Source organism: Sanguibacter hominis ATCC BAA-789 (assembly GCF_012396185.1).
Taxonomy (GTDB): Bacteria; Actinomycetota; Actinomycetes; order Actinomycetales; family Cellulomonadaceae; genus Flavimobilis; species Flavimobilis hominis.
The window spans coordinates 250,782-267,995 of record NZ_JAAXOW010000001.1 but is presented as its reverse complement, the minus strand read 5'-3'; the positions used below and the strand labels follow the sequence as shown (position 1 = coordinate 267,995).

The 17,214-nt window shown below is 71.7% G+C and carries 17 protein-coding genes and 4 tRNA genes; 14 read left to right on the top strand and 7 right to left on the bottom strand.

Annotated features, from left to right (window positions below; genetic code table 11):
• Nucleotides 1-19 precede the first annotated feature (19 nt).
• Entirely contained in the window at nucleotides 20-574 is a 555-nt protein-coding gene (locus HF995_RS01260) for an NUDIX hydrolase family protein (RefSeq protein ID WP_168446016.1), read from the bottom strand.
• A gap of 120 nt (nucleotides 575-694) precedes the next feature.
• On the opposite strand from HF995_RS01260, the gene trxA reads away from it, so the two are divergent.
• On the top strand, nucleotides 695-1,066 hold the full coding sequence (gene trxA / locus HF995_RS01255; RefSeq protein ID WP_168446015.1) for a thioredoxin: 372 nt from the start codon (nucleotides 695-697) through the stop codon (nucleotides 1,064-1,066).
• A 57-nt stretch (nucleotides 1,067-1,123) separates the two neighbouring features.
• Here the strand turns inward: trxA and HF995_RS01250 are convergent.
• A tRNA-Leu gene (locus tag HF995_RS01250) sits at nucleotides 1,124-1,205 on the bottom strand.
• A gap of 39 nt (nucleotides 1,206-1,244) precedes the next feature.
• Nucleotides 1,245-1,712, bottom strand: coding sequence for a peroxiredoxin (locus tag HF995_RS01245; RefSeq protein WP_168446014.1), 468 nt, complete (start codon nucleotides 1,710-1,712; stop codon nucleotides 1,245-1,247).
• Between the two features lie 205 nt (nucleotides 1,713-1,917).
• Here HF995_RS01245 and HF995_RS01240 point away from each other — a divergent pair, with 205 nt between their 5' ends.
• From HF995_RS01240 to HF995_RS01205, 8 genes are all read left to right on the top strand, one after another.
• A complete protein-coding gene (locus HF995_RS01240; RefSeq protein ID WP_168446013.1) occupies nucleotides 1,918-2,229 on the top strand; it encodes a hypothetical protein in 312 nt (103 codons plus the stop codon).
• A 122-nt stretch (nucleotides 2,230-2,351) separates the two neighbouring features.
• Nucleotides 2,352-2,424: transfer RNA gene (locus HF995_RS01235), tRNA-Lys, on the top strand.
• 201 nt (nucleotides 2,425-2,625) lie between these two features.
• Nucleotides 2,626-4,167, top strand: coding sequence for a Re/Si-specific NAD(P)(+) transhydrogenase subunit alpha (locus HF995_RS01230; protein ID WP_168446012.1), 1,542 nt, complete (start codon nucleotides 2,626-2,628; stop codon nucleotides 4,165-4,167).
• 3 nt (nucleotides 4,168-4,170) lie between these two features.
• Entirely contained in the window at nucleotides 4,171-5,559 is a 1,389-nt protein-coding gene (pntB, locus tag HF995_RS01225) for a Re/Si-specific NAD(P)(+) transhydrogenase subunit beta (RefSeq protein ID WP_168446011.1), read from the top strand.
• A gap of 74 nt (nucleotides 5,560-5,633) precedes the next feature.
• Nucleotides 5,634-6,419 (top strand): tRNA (guanosine(46)-N7)-methyltransferase TrmB, encoded by a 786-nt coding sequence (trmB, locus tag HF995_RS01220; RefSeq protein WP_168446010.1) that lies wholly within the window; start codon nucleotides 5,634-5,636, stop codon nucleotides 6,417-6,419.
• 39 nt (nucleotides 6,420-6,458) lie between these two features.
• The gene (locus HF995_RS01215; RefSeq protein ID WP_168446009.1) at nucleotides 6,459-7,370 is read left to right on the top strand and encodes an ATP-grasp domain-containing protein; all 912 of its coding nucleotides are present in this window, start codon (nucleotides 6,459-6,461) and stop codon (nucleotides 7,368-7,370) included.
• A 238-nt stretch (nucleotides 7,371-7,608) separates the two neighbouring features.
• Complete coding sequence (locus HF995_RS01210) at nucleotides 7,609-8,919, top strand: TrpB-like pyridoxal phosphate-dependent enzyme (protein WP_098457278.1); 1,311 nt, start codon at nucleotides 7,609-7,611, stop codon at nucleotides 8,917-8,919.
• 112 nt (nucleotides 8,920-9,031) lie between these two features.
• A complete protein-coding gene (locus tag HF995_RS01205; RefSeq protein WP_168446008.1) occupies nucleotides 9,032-10,504 on the top strand; it encodes an NAD-dependent succinate-semialdehyde dehydrogenase in 1,473 nt (490 codons plus the stop codon).
• 15 nt (nucleotides 10,505-10,519) lie between these two features.
• On the opposite strand, the gene HF995_RS01200 is transcribed toward HF995_RS01205, so the two are convergent.
• The 4 genes from HF995_RS01200 to orn form a co-directional block, all read right to left on the bottom strand.
• Nucleotides 10,520-10,927, bottom strand: coding sequence for a VOC family protein (locus tag HF995_RS01200; RefSeq protein ID WP_168446007.1), 408 nt, complete (start codon nucleotides 10,925-10,927; stop codon nucleotides 10,520-10,522).
• 10 nt (nucleotides 10,928-10,937) lie between these two features.
• Nucleotides 10,938-11,414 carry a helix-turn-helix transcriptional regulator gene (locus HF995_RS01195; protein ID WP_168446006.1) on the bottom strand — a complete coding sequence of 159 codons (477 nt, stop codon included), beginning with the start codon at nucleotides 11,412-11,414 and terminating at the stop codon, nucleotides 10,938-10,940.
• A gap of 95 nt (nucleotides 11,415-11,509) precedes the next feature.
• Nucleotides 11,510-11,585: transfer RNA gene (locus tag HF995_RS01190), tRNA-His, on the bottom strand.
• A gap of 59 nt (nucleotides 11,586-11,644) precedes the next feature.
• Nucleotides 11,645-12,322: an oligoribonuclease gene (orn, locus tag HF995_RS01185; RefSeq protein WP_168446005.1), complete on the bottom strand. Its 678-nt coding sequence runs from the start codon at nucleotides 12,320-12,322 to the stop codon at nucleotides 11,645-11,647.
• Between the two features lie 54 nt (nucleotides 12,323-12,376).
• On the opposite strand from orn, the gene HF995_RS01180 reads away from it, so the two are divergent.
• The 5 genes from HF995_RS01180 (at nucleotide 12,377) to HF995_RS01160 (ending at nucleotide 17,121) form a co-directional block, all read left to right on the top strand.
• Complete coding sequence (locus HF995_RS01180) at nucleotides 12,377-13,093, top strand: phosphatase PAP2 family protein (RefSeq protein WP_168446004.1); 717 nt, start codon at nucleotides 12,377-12,379, stop codon at nucleotides 13,091-13,093.
• 9 nt (nucleotides 13,094-13,102) lie between these two features.
• Nucleotides 13,103-13,175: transfer RNA gene (locus HF995_RS01175), tRNA-Arg, on the top strand.
• An 83-nt stretch (nucleotides 13,176-13,258) separates the two neighbouring features.
• A complete protein-coding gene (locus HF995_RS01170) occupies nucleotides 13,259-14,932 on the top strand; it encodes a dynamin family protein (RefSeq protein ID WP_168446003.1) in 1,674 nt (557 codons plus the stop codon).
• 38 nt (nucleotides 14,933-14,970) lie between these two features.
• Nucleotides 14,971-16,470 carry a GTPase gene (locus tag HF995_RS13550; RefSeq protein ID WP_210727048.1) on the top strand — a complete coding sequence of 500 codons (1,500 nt, stop codon included), beginning with the start codon at nucleotides 14,971-14,973 and terminating at the stop codon, nucleotides 16,468-16,470.
• A gap of 111 nt (nucleotides 16,471-16,581) precedes the next feature.
• Nucleotides 16,582-17,121 (top strand): single-stranded DNA-binding protein, encoded by a 540-nt coding sequence (locus HF995_RS01160; protein ID WP_168446002.1) that lies wholly within the window; start codon nucleotides 16,582-16,584, stop codon nucleotides 17,119-17,121.
• Nucleotides 17,122-17,214 lie beyond the last annotated feature (93 nt).

Sequence of the window (17,214 nt, the reverse complement as noted above, 5' to 3'; positions counted from 1 at the left end):
GCGCGGGTGTCGCGACGTGTCAGACGGCGCGACCCACGTGCGCCATCGCCTGGCGCAGCAGGAAGCCGCTGCCGCCGTGCATCTCGACCTGGACGGCCTCGCTGACGGCTTCTTCGGGGGTGATCCAGGCGAGGTCGATCGCGTCCTGCTGCGGGGTGCAGTCGCCGTGCACCGGGACGACGTAGGCCATGGAGATCGCGTGCTGGCGAGCGTCGTAGTACGGCGTGACACCGGGCGTGGGGAAGTACTCGGCGACTGTGAAGGGCTGCGGCGCGGCGGGGATCTGGGGGAGCGCGACCGGTCCGAGGTCCTTCTCGATGTGCCGCAGGAGCGCGTCGCGCACGCGCTCGTGGAACAGCACGCGTCCGGAGACGAGGGCGCGCGTCATGACGCCCTCCGGCGTCACGCGCAGCAGGAGCCCGACGGCGACCACGTCGCCCGAGTCGTCGACCCGCACGGGGACGGCGTCGACGTAGACGATCGGGACCTGCGCGCGGATGCGGTTGATGTCGGGGCGGCTGAGCCATCCCGACGGGCGCGGGCTCTCGGACGGGAAGTCGGCTGTCTCGGTCACCTGACAGTTCTATCCTCCCGAGACGCGGATGGGCGAACGGCGGGCGGGGTCCGGCGGGAATATGTGGCGCCTGGGATGGTTGTTCCACTGGAAGCGTAAGAAGAAGCACAAGGAGACGACATGCCTACCACGGCACTCACCGAGGCCTCGTTCGAGGAGACCATCAAGTCCAACGACATCGTCCTGCTCGACTTCTGGGCGTCCTGGTGCGGCCCGTGCCGCCAGTTCGGCCCGGTGTTCGAGGCGTCGGCGGACGCAAACCCGGACATCGTGCACGGCAAGATCGACACCGAGGCTGAGCAGGGTCTCGCTGCGGCGGCTGGCATCACGTCGATCCCGACGCTCATGGCGTTCCGTGAGGGTGTCCTGGTGTTCAACCAGCCGGGTGCCCTCCAGGCGTCGCAGCTCGCGCAGGTCGTCGACGCCGTGAAGGCGCTCGACATGGACGACGTCCGCAAGCAGATCGCCGAGCAGGACGCTCCTGCCTCCTGACGGGGCGTACGCGACGACGAAGCCCCGGCCGGGTCTCCCGGCCGGGGCTTCGTGCTGTACGCGAGATGGGACTCGAACCCACACGTCCTCAGACACAGGAACCTAAATCCTGCGCGTCTACCAGTTCCGCCACTCGCGCGCGTCGGCCTCGCGGCCAGGGTCCATCGTACGCGGGCGCTCAGGCGATCTTGAGGTCGCGGCGGAGCTTGGCGACGTGGCCCGTGGCCTTGACGTTGTACTGCGCGAGGCGCACGCGACCGTCCGCACCGACGACGACGGTCGAGCGGATGACGCCCGTGACGATCTTCCCGTAGAGGTTCTTCTCGCCCCACGCGCCCCACGCCTCGAGGGTCGTGCGCTCGGGGTCGGACAGGAGCGGGAAGGGGAGGGCCTCGTCGGCCGCGAAGGCGGCGAGCTTCTCGACCGGGTCGGGTGAGACGCCCACGACCTCGTAGCCGGCGGACGTGAGGCTCGCGAGGGAGTCGCGGAAGTCGCACGCCTGCTGCGTGCAGGCCGGGGTGGCGGCGGCCGGGTAGAAGTACACGACGACGTCGCGCCCGCGGAGGCCGGAGAGGTTGAAGGTGGAGCCGTCCGCGGCCGGGAGCGTGAGCTCGGGGGCGGTGTCGCCTGCGGCGAGACGGGGCATGGGTTCCTCCTGCGATGGGGGGCGGGATCGGCCTCAGCCTATGTCGCTCGGCCTCCGTTCCCGGTGCGCACCGGGTGTGACCTGCGCCTTGGCACCGTTCTCGCGAGGTCTCACCCGGATCTTCACCTTTGTTCCTGTTGTGCTCCCGCGTGACCGGTGATGCCATGGTCTTGTCGATGTCGTCCATCTCCGGGGGGAGATGAGCATGAACGCAGAACCACAGAACGGTGCGCTGGCCCGCACCGCTCCTCAGGAGCAGCATCCGCGCCGTGAGGTCGCGCCCGGGCACGGGTGGATCGAGCACGACGGGATCGAGTTCGACGACCGCGCGGTCGTCGTCCGTGCGGTCGAGGACGAGGAGCCTGAGCGCCTCCTGCCGATCCTCTCGGACGAGGAGCTCCTGAGCCTGATGGACCCGGCCAAGCTTGTCCTGGACCGTATCCCGCTCGCGCTGCTCGCTGACCTCGTGAGCCCCTTCGGGCCGGACTCCGAGCGTCTCCTCGCCGAGGAGTCCTGACGCAGGACCCCGGCTCAGCCGCAGGATCGCGCCGATTTCGTCTCGCCGCAGATCCGGTGTAGTGTTTCTTCTCGTTGCCGGGCGATCGGCAGCAAGAACGCGAGCGGCTCGTCCGCGAGCGGGCGCCATTAGCTCAATTGGCAGAGCAGCTGACTCTTAATCAGCGGGTTCGGGGTTCGAGTCCCTGATGGCGCACAGACCGAACGGCACCCCACGGGGTGCCGTTCGTCGTTTCCTGACCGCAGTCCAGGTCGGAGCCCGCTGTCAGCGAAGATGCGGGGCCCGAGGTCCCACCTGTGGCGGCCCGCAGGCTGATATCAATTGTCTCAGAAGCTCGTCCTGTGGCGGGGCGTCCCGCCGGGACGTCCCGTGGGGCCCGAACTGCAGGAGCACCACGTGCACATCGGAGTACCGAGAGAGTCCGACCCGGGGCAGCGGCTCGTCGCAGCCACCCCGCAGACGGTCGAGAAGCTGGTCGCGCTGGGCTACGACGTCGTCGTCGAGACGGGCGCGGGCGCTGACGCCTCGATCCCCGACGAGGGGTACGTCGCGGCAGGTGCCACGATCGGCGACGCCGACGCGGTGTGGGGCAGCGACGTCGTCGTCAAGGTCGACGCCCCGACCATCGCCGAGGTCGCGCGCATGCGCGCCGACGCGACGATCGTGGCCCGCATGGCTCCCGACGACGACCCGACGCTCGTCGAGGCGATGCGCGCCGCCGGCGTCACGGCCCTCAACCTCAACTCCGTGCCGCGCATCTCGCGCGCGCAGTCCCTCGACGTCCTGTCGAGCATGTCCAACGTCTCCGGCTACCGCGGCATCATCGAGGCAGCCGAGGCGTATGCCGGCATGTTCGGCGGCCAGGTCACCGCAGCCGGCTCGACGCCGCCCGCACGCGTGTTCGTCATCGGTGCGGGTGTCGCAGGTCTCGCCGCGCTCGGCGCGGCAGGCAGCCTCGGCGCGACCGTCCGCGCGTACGACGTCCGCTCCGACGTCGCCGAGCAGATCGAGTCGATGGGCGCGACATACGTCAGCGTCGACGCCGCGGCGCAGGAGAGCGCCGACGGCTACGCGAGCGCGCTGAGCGACGAGCAGGAGGCCGCGACCAAGCGTGTCTACGCCGCCGAGAGCGCCGCCGCCGACGTCGTCGTGACCACCGCCCTCATCCGCGGCAAGGCCCCCATCACGATCACCGCCGAGATGGTCGCCGCGATGCGCCCCGGCTCCGTGATCGTCGACCTCGCCGCCTCGGGCGGCGGCAACTGCGAGCTGACCGTCCCGGGGGAGAAGACCGTCACCGACAACGGCGTGACGATCATCGGCTACACCGACCTGCCGGGCCGCATGCCGAAGCACACGTCGCAGCTCTACGGCACGAACATCGTCAACCTCATGAAGCTGCTCACGCCGGGCAAGGACGGTCAGGTCGTCCTCGACCTCGACGACGTCGTCCAGCGCGGCATCACCGTGACGCGCGAGGGCGAGCTGCTCTGGCCCCCGCCTCCCGTCCAGGTCTCGGTCGCGCCCGCTGCCCCGCCCGCGCCGCCTGCGGCCGTCGAGCCGGCCCCGGCTGCCGCGCCGAAGGCTCGCAAGGGCACCGGCGTCGTCGTCGGGGGAGCGATCACCGCGCTCCTCGTCGTCGCAGCCGTCGCGTTCTCGACCGCCTCGTTCGCCTCGCACCTCACGGTGTTCGCGCTCGCCGTCGTCGTCGGGTTCTACGTCGTCACGGGCGTGACGCACTCGCTGCACACGCCCCTGATGGCCCAGACCAACGCGATCAGCGGCATCATCCTCGTCGGCTCGCTCCTGCAGATCGGGTCGACCGACACCGTCGTGACCGTCCTCGCCGTCGTCGCGGCGACGTTCGCGTCGATCAACATCTTCGGCGGGTTCTCCGTCGCGAGCCGCATGCTCGCCATGTTCCGCAAGGAGGCCTGAGCCATGGACACCCTCACCCAGCTCGTCTACGGCGTCTACCTCGTCGCCGGCATCCTGTTCGTCCTCTCGCTCGCGGGCCTCGCGAAGCAGGAGACCGCCCGCGGTGGCAACCTCGCGGGCAAGGTCGGCATGGGCCTCGCCCTCGCCGCGACCGTCGTCCTCGCGCTCATCGAGTCCGAGCGCAACGTCGGCGTCACCGCCGGCCTCATCGCCCTCGCGCTCGGCATCGGCGCGATCATCGGCACGTGGCAGGCCCGCCGCGTCGAGATGACGCAGATGCCCGAGATGATCGCGCTCCTGCACAGCTTCGTCGGTCTCGCCGCAGTGCTCGTCGGCTTCAACTCGTACCTCACGGACACGCACGGCGGCGCCGTGCACCTCGTCGAGGTGTTCCTCGGCGTGTTCATCGGTGCGATCACGCTCACGGGCTCGCTCGTCGCGTTCGGCAAGCTCTCGGCACGCCTCAAGTCGTCGCCGCTGACGCTCCCTGGCCGCAACATGCTCAACCTCGTCGCGGTCCTCGCGTCCTTCGGCCTCATGGGCTGGTTCATCGCGGCGCCGTCGATCTGGCCCCTCGCGATCATGACGGTCATCGCCCTCGCCGTCGGCTGGCACCTCGTCGTCGCGATCGGCGGCGGCGACATGCCCGTCGTCGTGTCGATGCTCAACTCGTACTCCGGCTGGGCCGCAGCCGCCGCGGGCTTCATGCTCTCGAACGACCTGCTCATCATCACGGGCGCGCTCGTCGGGTCCTCCGGTGCGATCCTCTCGTACATCATGTGCAAGGCCATGAACCGGTCGTTCGTCTCGGTCATCCTCGGCGGCTTCGGCGCGACCGAGGGCGGCCCCGCGGCCGCCGCGATCGAGGGCGAGCACCGCGAGACGACCGCCGCAGACGTCGCACAGCTCCTCAAGGAGGCGTCCTCCGTCGTCATCACCCCCGGCTACGGCATGGCGGTCGCCAAGGCGCAGTACCCCGTCGCGGAGCTGACGTCGCGGCTGCGCGCCGCGGGAGTCGACGTCCGGTTCGGCGTCCACCCGGTCGCCGGTCGCCTGCCGGGGCACATGAACGTCCTCCTCGCCGAGGCCAAGGTGCCCTACGACATCGTCGAGGAGCTCGAGGAGGTCAACGAGAAGCTGCCGTCGACCGACGTCGTGCTCGTCATCGGCGCGAACGACACGGTCAACCCTGCTGCCGAGGACGACCCGGGGTCGCCGATCGCCGGCATGCCCGTGCTCCAGGTGTGGAAGGCCAAGGAGGTCGTCGTGTTCAAGCGCTCGATGGCCGTCGGCTACGCGGGCGTGCAGAACCCGCTGTTCTTCAAGGAGAACACCTCCATGCTCTTCGGCGACGCCAAGGAGCGCGTCGAGGACATCGTCAAGGCGCTCTGAACGCCCCGCGACGGGCGGAGAGCCACCATCGGGTGGTCTCCGCCCGTTCGCGTGTCACCTAGGGTGAGGACATCATGAGCGCGACCCCCGCAGACCCCCAGACCTCGTCCGTCCCGGAAGGCCTCGAGCCTGCCTACGGGACCTTTCGGACGGAGCCCGTCTCCTTCATCCGGCGCAGCGGCCGGCTCTCGACAGGGCAGGCCAACGCGCTCGAGCGCTCGGGCGAGCGGCTGATCATCGACGTGCCGCGCGCGATCGCGCGGACGTCGGTCGACCCGGGCTTCGAGCTCGACGTCGCGGCAGTGTTCGGCCGGAGGGCGCCGCTGGTGGTCGAGGTCGGTACGGGCATGGGGGAGTGCGTCGCCGCGGCTGCCGCCGCGCGCCGCGACGTCGACCACATCGCGCTCGAGGTCTACCTGCCTGGCCTCGCCCAGACGATCCTGCGCGCCGAGCGCGAGGACGTCACCAACCTCCGGCTCGTCCAGGCGAACGCGCCCGAGGTGTTCGCGACGACGCTCCCTGCAGGCAGCGCGGACGAGGTGTGGGTGTTCTTCCCCGACCCGTGGCCGAAGGCGCGCCACCACAAGCGCCGCCTCGTCACGCCGTCGTTCGCGGAGCTCGTGGCGCGCGTGCTCCGCCCGGGGGGCGTGTGGCGCCTCGCGACGGACTGGCGCCCGTACGCGGAGGAGATGATCGAGGTGATCGGCGCGAGCCCCGACTTCGAGCCGCTCGAGCCGGGGACGGACGGCACCGTCGCGCGTTTCGACGGGCGCGTGCTGACCTCGTTCGAGGCGAAGGGCCTGCGCGCGGGCCGCGAGGCCACCGACCTGGCGTTCCGGCGCCGCGACCGACGCTCCTGACCCGGGCCCCAGGCGTGCGCTGCGGATAGGATCGGGTCCGTGAGCACCGCACGCATCGCACTGGCGACCTGCAACTTCCACCCGGACCTGGCCGAGGACGACCAGCTCCTGCTGCGCGCGCTGCGCGAGCGTGGCGCTGACGTCGTGGCCGCCGTCTGGGACGACCCGGAGGTCGACTGGTCCTCGTTCGACCTTGTCGTCGTCCGGTCCACGTGGGACTACTCGTCGCGGCGCGACGAGTTCGTCGCGTGGGCGCGCAGCGTGCCGCGCATCCTCAACCCCGCCGGGCTCGTCGAGTGGAACACCGACAAGGCGTACCTGCGTGAGCTCGAGGAGGCCGGCCTGCCGGTGATCCCGACGATCTGGCTCGACCCGGCACGCAAGCTGTCCTCTCGTGCCGTGCACACCCGTATGCCCGCCTCGGGGGACTTCGTCATCAAGCCCACCGTCTCGCGCGGGTCGCGTGACACGGGCCGCTACGAGGCCGGTGAGGCGCACTCGCGCGGCCTCGCGATCTCGCACGCCGTCTCCCTCATGAAGGAGGGGCGCCACGTGATGATCCAGCGCTACCTCATGGAGGTCGACACGCAGGGTGAGACCGCGCTCGTCTACATCGACGGCGAGTTCTCCCACTCGGTGCGCAAGGGCGCGATGCTCCAGGGGCCCTACCGCGGCATGGCAGGGCTGTACAAGCAGGAGGAGATGAGCACGCGTCCGACGACGCCGGAGGAGCGCGCTGTCGGTGACCGTGCGATCGCGTACGCGAAGGAGGTCCTCGCGAAGGAGGCCCCGGGCACCGAGCTGCTGTACGCGCGTGTCGACGTCGTGCCTGGCACGGAGGGTGAGCCGCTCATCATCGAGCTCGAGCTGACCGAGCCGTCGTTGTTCCTCGCGTTCGAGAACGACGCGGCGGGCCGTCTCGCGGACGCCGTGCTCGCGCGCCTCGCCTGAGGCTGGCTCCGCCTGGGCTCGCCCACCTCACGAGGCCCGTACGCGACGCCCGGTCCAGTGGGCGAGACGTACGGGCTTGCTGTTGCGCCGTTGGCCTACGGTCGCCGTGTGATCCTGCTCACGGCACTTGACGGATGGCGCCACCACTGACGGTGGCGTCCCTAGCGCTGACCGTTCTCATGTCCGGTCTCGCAGGCTTCGTGGGACCGGTCGACCCGGTCGAACACGAAGGAGAGTCATGACCCACACCCAGGCGATGCCGCCGGCCGTGGCGATCGAGCCGCTCGGGACGGCGGTGCCGTCCACGGTTCCGACGCACTGGTACAACCTCGCGGCGGACCTTCCCGAGCCGGTCCCGCCGCACCTCAACCCCGGCACGGGTGAGCCGCTCACTCCCGCCGACCTCGCACCGCTGTTCCCGATGGCGCTCATCGAGCAGGAGGTCACGACCGAGCGGTACGTGGAGATCCCGCAGGCGGTCCGTGAGATCTACGCCGGGTGGCGGCCGTCGCCCCTCGTGCGGGCGTCTCGCCTCGAGCGCGCGCTCGGCACGAAGGCCCGGATCTACTACAAGTACGAGGGCGTCAGCCCGGTCGGCTCGCACAAGCCGAACACGGCCGTGCCGCAGGCGTACTACAACGCGCTCGAGGGCACTACGCGCCTGACGACCGAGACGGGCGCGGGCCAGTGGGGTGCCTCGCTCTCCTTCGCCGCCGCGCTGCTCGGCCTGACGTGCGAGGTGTGGCAGGTCCGCGCGTCGTACGACGCGAAGCCGTACCGGCGCATGCAGATGGAGACGTACGGCAGCGTGTGCCACTCGTCCCCGTCCGAGCTGACCGACGCGGGTCGTGCGATGCGTGAGGCCTACCCGGACACGACCGGCTCGCTTGGCATGGCGATCTCCGAGGCCGTCGAGGCCGCGGTCAAGGACCCGGGGGCGCACTACGCGCTCGGCAGCGTCCTCAACCACGTCATGCTGCACCAGTCGGTCATCGGTCAGGAGGCCCTCGTCCAGCTCGCGGAGGCGGGGGAGAAGGGTGCGGATGTCGTCTTCGGATGCGCGGGTGGCGGCTCCAACCTCGCCGGCCTGACCTTCCCGTTCCTCGGGCAGAACCTGCGCGAGGGCACGACGACGCGGCTCGTCGCGTGCGAGCCGGCGGCCTGCCCGTCGCTCACGCAGGGGGAGTACCGCTACGACGCGGGCGACGTCGCGGGCCTGACGCCGCTCATGAAGATGTACACGCTCGGCAAGGACTTCGTCCCGCCGTCGATCCACGCGGGTGGCCTGCGGTACCACGGGATGAGCCCGATGGTGTCGCACGCGGTGCACCTCGGCCTCATGGACGCGATCGCCGTCGAGCAGGACGACGCGTTCGCGGCGGGTCTGCTGTTCGCTCGCGCGGAGGGCATCATCCCCGCGCCCGAGTCGACGCACGCGGTCGCGGGCGCCGTCGCGCACGCTCGCACGGCCGCGGACGGCGAGGTCATCGTCATCGGCCTGTCCGGCAACGGTGTGCTGGACCTTCCCGCGTACTCCGCGTACCTCTGACCGGCACCCGGCCCGGCCCCGCACGCGGGGCCGGGCCGGGCTGTGCCGCCGCCCTGCGGGGCCGCACGCCTGCGCCTACAGTCGAGTTTCGCGACGACGTGCTGGAGGAGCCATGGGTCAGGAGCAGGAGAGCGCGCTGCTGGAGGGCGTCCCGAACGGGCTGTTCATCGGCGGGCGGTGGCGCGAGGCAGCCGACGGCGGGACGTTCGCGGTGCACGACCCTGCGACCGGCGAGGTCCTCGCCCAGGTCGCGAGCGCCACCGTCGACGACGGCCGCGCGGCGCTCGACGCCGCGTGCGACGCCTTCCCAGTGTGGGCGGCGACGCCCGCGCGCGAGCGCGCGGAGACGCTGCGTCGCGCGTTCGAGCTCGTCCAGGACCGGAGCGACGACCTTGCGCTGCTCATGACGCTCGAGATGGGCAAGCCGCTTGCCGAGTCGCGCGCCGAGGTCGCGTACGGCGGCGAGTTCCTCCGCTGGTTCAGCGAGGAGGCCGCGCGCGTGCATGGCCGCTACGGCGCGACGCCGGAAGGGGCCGGGCGCATGATCGTCACGAAGCACCCCGTCGGCCCGTGCTACCTCGTCACGCCGTGGAACTTCCCGCTCGCGATGGCGACGCGCAAGATCGCGCCCGCGCTCGCAGCGGGCTGCACCGCCGTGGTGAAGCCGGCGAGCGCGACGCCGCTGACCACGCTGCTCCTGACGACGATCCTCGAGGAGGCAGGCGTGCCCGCGGGCGTCATCAACGTCCTCACGACGACGCAGACTGGCCCGGTCTCCGAGGCGATCCTGGGCGACCCGCGCCTGCGCAAGCTGTCCTTCACGGGCTCGACCGCCGTCGGGCAGTCGCTCTTGCGGCAGGCGGCGGACGGCGTGCTGCGCACGTCGATGGAGCTCGGCGGCAATGCGCCCTTCCTCGTCCTTCACGATGCCGACCTGGACGCCGCGGTCGAGGGCGCGCTCGCGGCCAAGTTCCGCAACACGGGGCAGGCATGCACGGCCGCGAACCGGTTCCTCGTGCACCGCTCCGTCGCGGACGACTTCGCGCGGCGCGTGACCGAGAAGGTCGAGGCGTTCCGCACGGGCCGCGGCACCGAGGACGGCGTGACGATCGGACCCCTCATCGACGAGGCTGCGGTCGCGCGGGTGCACGCGCTCGTCCAGGACGCCGTCGCGCGCGGGGCGGTGCTCCGCACGGGCGGGGCACCGCTCGACGGACCGGGCAGCTTCTACCCGGCGACGGTCCTGACCGACGTCGCGCCGGGCTCCGACGTGCTGCGCGAGGAGATCTTCGGTCCGGTCCTCGCGATCTCGACGTTCGACGACGAGGACGAGGCGGTCCGTCGTGCGAACGACACCCCGCACGGGCTCGTGGCCTACGTGTACACGCAGTCCCTCGCGCGCGGGCAGCGGATGATCGAGCGGCTCGAGTCCGGCATGGTCGGGCTCAACGTCGGTGTCGTGTCCAACGCTGCCGCACCGTTCGGCGGGTGGAAGCACTCGGGCCTGGGCCGCGAGGGCGGCGCCGAAGGGATCGACGAGTACCTGCAGACGAAGTACACCCTGACCGCCGACCCATCCGCGTGAGCGGGCCGCCCGGCGTCAGGCCCGCTGGTTGATGCGCAGCAGGTTGCCCGACGGGTCGCGCAGGGCGCAGTCGCGCACGCCGTAGTCCTGGTCGGCAGGCTCCTGCACGACCTCGGCGCCCTCGCCCTGCACGCGTGCGAACAGGGCGTCGAGGTCGTCGGTCGCGAGGGTCAGGGCGCCGTATGCGCCCTTCGCCATGAGCTCGAGGACCGTGCGCTTCTCGTCGTCCGAGAGACCCGGGTCCACGTTGGGCGGGGTCAGGACGAGGGAGGTCACGGAGCCGGGAGGTGCGACGGTGATCCAACGCATGTCGCCGTAGCCGACGTCGTTGAGGACCTCGAAGCCCAGCACGTCGCGGTAGAACGCGAGAGAGGCCTCAGGGTCGGTGTGGGGGAGGAACGTGTAGTGAATCGAGATGTCCATGTCGCCGACGCTAGATGCGTCCGCCGCTCCGTGCTTCTCGATTCCTGACCGGTCGCGTCACCTGCCGGGCGAGGCACGCGGGGATGCCCTCGGCCGCCTGGGAGGAGTCCCGCCGGTAGACGCTCGGGGGCACGCCGACGAGCTCGGTGAAACGCGTGCTGAACGTCCCGAGCGAGGAGAAGCCCACCGCGAAGCACGCGTCGGTCACCGACACGTCGCCGCGGCGCAGGAGCGTCATCGCGCGCTCGATCCGACGGGTCATGAGGTAGGAGTACGGCGGTTCGCCGTAGACGCGCCGGAACTCCCGGCTGAGGTGGCCAGCAGACATGTGCACGCCACGGGCGAGGGCCTCGATGTCGAGCGGAGAAGCGAACTCGCGGTCGATCCGGTCCCGGACACGTCGCATCGTCACGATGTCGCGGAGGCGGGTGTCGTCGTGCGAGACGGCGGGGCGCGCCGCGTTGGCGTCCCGTGTCGTCCTGGCCATGAGGACACGGTAGCTGCGGTCCGAGCCCTCGCCCAGGGGCACGCTCAGTACCCGGGAACGACGAAGGCCCGGTCCTCGCGGACCGGGCCTTCGCATGGGGTGAGTAACGGGACTTGAACCCGCGACCCCCTGGACCACAACCAGGTGCTCTACCAGCTGAGCTATACCCACCATGTGTGCTGTGCGAACCGGTCAGACCGGCATCAACAGCGCGGTCCGGCGAGCCAAGCTCACCGGGCCGTAGACGAGTGTACAGGGTTTCCGGGGGCGGTCGTGCCGCTCTCGCGGATCGTGACGCTCGTCTCGCTGATCCTGGCGGAGACAGCCTTCGCGGTGACCGAGTCCGGGCCAGGCTGCGGCACGAAGATCGCCTCCCGGTAGTAGCGCAGCTCGTCGATGCTCTCGAGGATGTCGGCGAGCGCGCGGTGGCCCCCGTGCTTCTCGGGCGACTGGAAGTAGGCCCGCGGGTACCAGCGCCGCGCTAGCTCCTTGATCGAGGAGACGTCGATGATCCGGTAGTGCAGGTGACCGGCGAGCTCGGGCATGTCACGGTCGAGGAACGCCTTGTCGGTCCCGACCGAGTTTCCGGCGAGCGGGGCGCGTCCCGGGTCCGGGACCCACGCACGGACGTAGTCGAGGACGGCCTGCTGAGCGTCCTCGAGCGTCATGCCGGCGTCGAGCTCGTCGAGCAGGCCGGACGTCGTGTGCATGTCACGGACGAAGTCGTTCATCTGCTCGAGCGCGGCGGGCTCGGGACGGATGACGACGTCGACGCCCTCGCCGAGGACGTTGAGCTCGGAGTCGGTGACGACCGCGGCGACCTCGATGAGCGCGTCGGCCTGGAGGTCCAGGCCGGTCATCTCGCAGTCGATCCACACGATCCGGTCGTTGTTCAGGTTGCTGGCCACTGGTCCAGGGTACGCGCGGGTGTGGGGCCGGCCCCGCTCGGTTAGCGTCGAGACATGCCCGAGGCCCCGAGCACCCAGGTCGCCCGTCCCTCCGCACGATCGAGGCGCGAGCTGTGGCTCGCCCTGCTCCCTGGCGCTCTGCTCGTCGGGCTCGGGATCGGGCTGTTCGCCGGTGTGCTCGACGCGGTGAACGAGCAGGAGGACGTGTGGCGCGTCGACGAGCCCGTCCTCGAGTGGCTCGCGGCGCACCGGGTCGGGTGGCTGACCTCCCTCGCGACGGGAGTGACCAACACGTTCGGCCCGACGATCCTGCCGGTGCTCGTCGCAGTCGCGTGCGGCGTGTGGTGGCTCGTCACGCGCCGCTGGCGGGACCCGGCGCTCCTCGTCGCCGCGATGCTGCTCGCAGTCGCGGTGAGCACCGCGATCAAGGCGCTCGTCGGCCGCCCGCGGCCGCCCGAGGCCTCGATGAGCGTGCCCGGCGTCGAGACGTCCGCATCCTTCCCGTCGGGGCACACGATCGGCGCTGCGACGCTCGTCCTCGTGCTCGCCTACCTCGTCGCGCGCTCGCGGCGCACGTGGCGGGCGACGGTCGTGTGGGCGGTCGTGAGCGTCGTCGTCATCGTCGTCGTGGCTGCGACCCGGCTCTACCTCGGCTACCACTTCGTCACCGACGTCCTCGCGGGCGCGTGCCTCGCGGTCGCGGTCCTCGGCGTCGTCGTGTGCGTCGACAGGTGGCAGGCGCAGGACCGGCCTCCCGCTGCGCGACGGTAGAATCGAGGCGCCTCCGTAGCTCAATGGATAGAGCAACGGCCTTCTAATCCGTCGGTTGCAGGTTCGAGTCCTGTCGGGGGCGCTCTGCGCGTCGTCGACCGATCAGCCCGTCCGTCGCGGCGCGCGCGTTTGGTCCGCACCTGGCAACTTGGGACAATCTGCACTGTGAGCAACGAGCGCGTCGACGGCACCCAGGACGGCACGGCCGCCCTGCGCGACGCCGACCTCGCGCACGACGACGCCCCTGAGGTCGACCCGGACGCAACGCTGCTCGACGTCGTCTCCGACCTGCGGCGCGACGTCCAGCACCTCGAGATGCCGCTGCGGACACCGGGCACGGAGCACGGCCGAGACGTGCGCCTCGCACTGCTCGGACAGATCGACGACCACCTGCTGCCGCGCCTGCGCGAGCTCTCCCGCCCGGCCGTCGTGGTCGTCGTCGGCTCGACGGGCGCGGGCAAGTCGACGCTCGTGAACTCGCTCGTCGGCGCGGAGGTGTCCCGTGCGTCGGTCATCCGCCCGACGACGCGCGAGCCCGTGCTCGTCCACCATCCTGCTGACGCGGGCCTGCTCGGGGACACGGTCCTCGAGGACGCCCTCCGTGTCGCGCACGAGTCCGTGCCGCGCGGCCTGTGCATCCTCGACGCCCCTGACCTCGACTCGCTGCTGCGGTCCAACCGCGAGACGGCCGCCCGCCTCCTGGCCGCAGCGGACGTCGGCCTCTTCGTGACGACAGCCTCCCGCTACGGCGACGCGCTGCCCTGGCACGTCCTGTCCGCGGCCCGCGAGCGCGGCGCGACCATGGCGATGGTCCTCAACCGCGCTCCCGACGCGACGGTCGCGGAGGTGCGCGTCGACCTGCTCGACCGCTTGCGCGAGCACGGCATGCAGTCGACGCCTCTGTTCATCGTCCCCGACGCAGGCCCCCACGAAGGGCTGCTCCCCGGGAAGGACGTCGCGGGCATCCGCCGCTGGCTCTCGACCATCGCGGGCGCCGAGCAGGCACGGCGCCTGATCCTGCGGACCCTGCGCGGCGCGCTGTCGACCTTGCCCGCACAGGTCGAGGACCTCGCCGCCGTGATCGAGGACCAGGCGGTCGACGCCTCGAGCCTGCGCGCGGAGGTCGCCGCGCACGCGAGCGTGGGCGTCCCGGTCATCGAGAAGGCCGTCGCCGACGGGACCCTCGACGCGGGTGCTCTCGTCGCGGCATGGCAGTCCGCGATCGAGGCCGACCCGGGCATCCTGCGTGCGTCCACCGGTTTCCGGGCGCCGTCAGCCCGACGCGTGCGCCGGCGCGAGGAGAGCCTCGCGCCTGTGCTCGACGAGGCTGAGCGTGCCGTGGCTCGGCTGCTCGTCCGCGCGTCCGAGGTGGCGGGACAGGCGATCGGCGACGCGATCGCCGAGGAGCCGGGCCTGCCCGGCGGAGCCGCGCTGCGCGACGTCGTCGCAGGAGACCCTGAGATCGGCGCGTGGCGCGAGCGCACCGCCGTGTCCACGGCCGCCAGGTGGACCGCCGCCGTGGGTGAGCACCTCGCCGACCGCGCTGACGAGGCCGCCGTGCGCCGTGCCCGACGCCGCGTCGGCGTCGAGGGGTTGCGCGTCGTCACGGTCGTCGCGGCGCTCGGCAACGTGGGCGCGCAGCGCATGCTCGACGGCCTCCTCGGCGCGTCCGCCTCCGACGTGCTCGCCGACGTCAGGGCGGAGCTCGTCGATCGGGGCCGTGCTGTCGTGCTCGACGAAGAGGGACCGTACGCTGAGCGTCTGGACCTTCCGTCCTTGCAGGACGAGGCGGCGACACCGGTGCGGCTCAGGCTCGCCGAGCTTCGCCGGCTGGTGTGAGGAAGGGACCAGAGCGGACACGAGGAGAGGATGCCGGCATGGGAGCACGGACCGACGCGGCTGACCTTCGTGGGCGGGTCAAGGACCTGCGGAGTGCCCTCGACCGGATCGCCGACCGGAGCGATCCCGAGGTTCTCGCCGTCGCGCGCACGGCGCTCGAGAGCGCGTCCGAGCGCCTGGACCTCGGCGTCGAGCACACGGTCGTCGCGCTCGTCGGCGGCACCGGCTCCGGGAAGTCGAGCCTCTTCAACGCCGTGTCGGGACTGAACTTCGCCGACGTGGGCGTCAAGCGCCCGACGACGTCGCGCATGACGGCGTGCGCCTGGAGCGACCACGCGGACGCGCTGCTCGACTGGGTCGGGGTCGACGCGGACCGGCGCATCAACCGCATCTCCGCCCTCGACGACGACTCTGAGCGCGAGCTCGACGGCCTCGTGCTGCTCGACCTCCCGGACCACGACTCGGTTCGCACGGAGAACCGCGAGGTCGTCGACCGCGTCGTGCCGTTGGCCGACCTCCTCGTGTGGGTGGTGGACCCGCAGAAGTACGCGGACGACGCGCTGCACTCCGGATACCTCCAGACCCTCGTGGGGGCCGAGGGGTCGATGCTCGTCGTCCTCAACCAGCTCGACACGGTCCCGCCTGCGCAGCGCGAGGAGATCCTCGCGGACGTGTCGAGCCTGCTGACGTACGACGGGCTCGGCTCGGTCGACGTCCTCGGGGTGTCCGCGGTCACCGGGAACGGCATCGACGAGCTGCGGGCGCGCCTCGCCAAGGTCGTCGTGGCGCGCTCCGTCGCGGCGGTACGCGTCGGCAGCGAGCTGACGCGTGCGGGGACCCTCGTCGCGGAGGCGCTCTCGGCGGAGGCTCCGCGTGCCCTCGACGCGTTCGTGCCGGCTGCCGTCGACGCGCTCGCGACGGGTGTCGGTCTCGAGGCGCGCGGCCGGACGGCCGCGCTAACGCTCGACGACGGCTCGACCGCGGCGGCGGGTGTCTCCGTGACTCCTGAGGTGGCGGAGTCGGTTCGCTCCCGGTGGCTCGACGACGTCGGGCGGCACCTCTCGCACGGGTGGCAGGAGAACCTCGAGCGCGTCGTCGCGCCGGCCGACGAGATCGCTGCGGCGGTCGACCGTGCGGTGGGAGGGGTCCGGCTCGAGCCAGGCCCCGGTGCGGCGGTGCGCCGCGCAGGCGCGTTCTCCCTCGTCCTCGCCGCCCTCGCTGTGGTCGCCGCCGGGACGGGACTGGCGCTGCTGCTCGGGTGGTGGGACAGGCCAGGCGGCGTCGACCTCGGCACGTACCTCCTCGTCGGGGCTGGCGCGCTCGCGCTCGCCGCGGGCGTCGCGGTGCTCGTGCGCGGCCGGGCACGGCGGCGGCGTGCCGCGGAGCGTGGCTCGGGCTTCGTGGGGGAGGCGCGCGAGCGGCTGACAGCGGTCGTCCGCGAGCTCGTCCTGCAGCCGTCCACGCCGATCCTGAGCGACCACCACGACGCGCGCGTGCTCGCGCTCGCCGCAGCGGAGCAGTCGCCCACAGGGAGCTGACGAAGCTCCCACGGCCCTGGGCCGGGGGAGAGCGCTCGCGGTCCACCCGGCACGGGCGCGAGCGTGGGGCCCTCGGACGGCACCAGGCCGTCCCCGCTCCCTGGAGGACCGATGAGCTCGACCATCACGGTGCGCGGGTGGGTCGGCAACAAGCCGACGCTGACCCGCACCGCCCACGACCGCGTCTTCACGACCGTCCGCGTCGCGTCGACGCACCGCTACCGCGACTCCCGCAACGAGTGGGTCGACGGTGACACGCAGTGGTTCAGCGCGGTGTTCTGGGACGACGCCGCCGACAACGTCGCGCGGTCGGTGCGTCAGGGCGAGCCTGTCGTGCTCACCGGCAGGCTCGTGCTCGAGCGCTGGGACAGCGAGGAGGGCCCGCGTTCGTCGCTCGGCGTGCGCGGCGCGACGCTCGGCCACGACCTCACGCGCGGGTTCGCCCAGTTCACGCGCTGCGTGCGCACCGCAGCGACAGGCTTCGAGCCCGCCCCGTCGGGAGCCGGCCGACAGGAGGACCCGTTCGCTGCTCCCGCCGTCGACGATGCAGGCGCGCAGCCTGCCCCGACGCCGGACGCCGACGAGGACTCGCTCGACACCGCCGTCGACGTCGAGGAGCAGCTCGGAGCGCTCGAGCCCGCGACCGCGTAGGCTTGGAGGGTCTGTGCGTCGCCCGTCGACGCCTGCGCGCCCGGCTCGACGAGCCAGGCCGCCCGGGCGGCGACGGGCACGGCACGCCTCGCG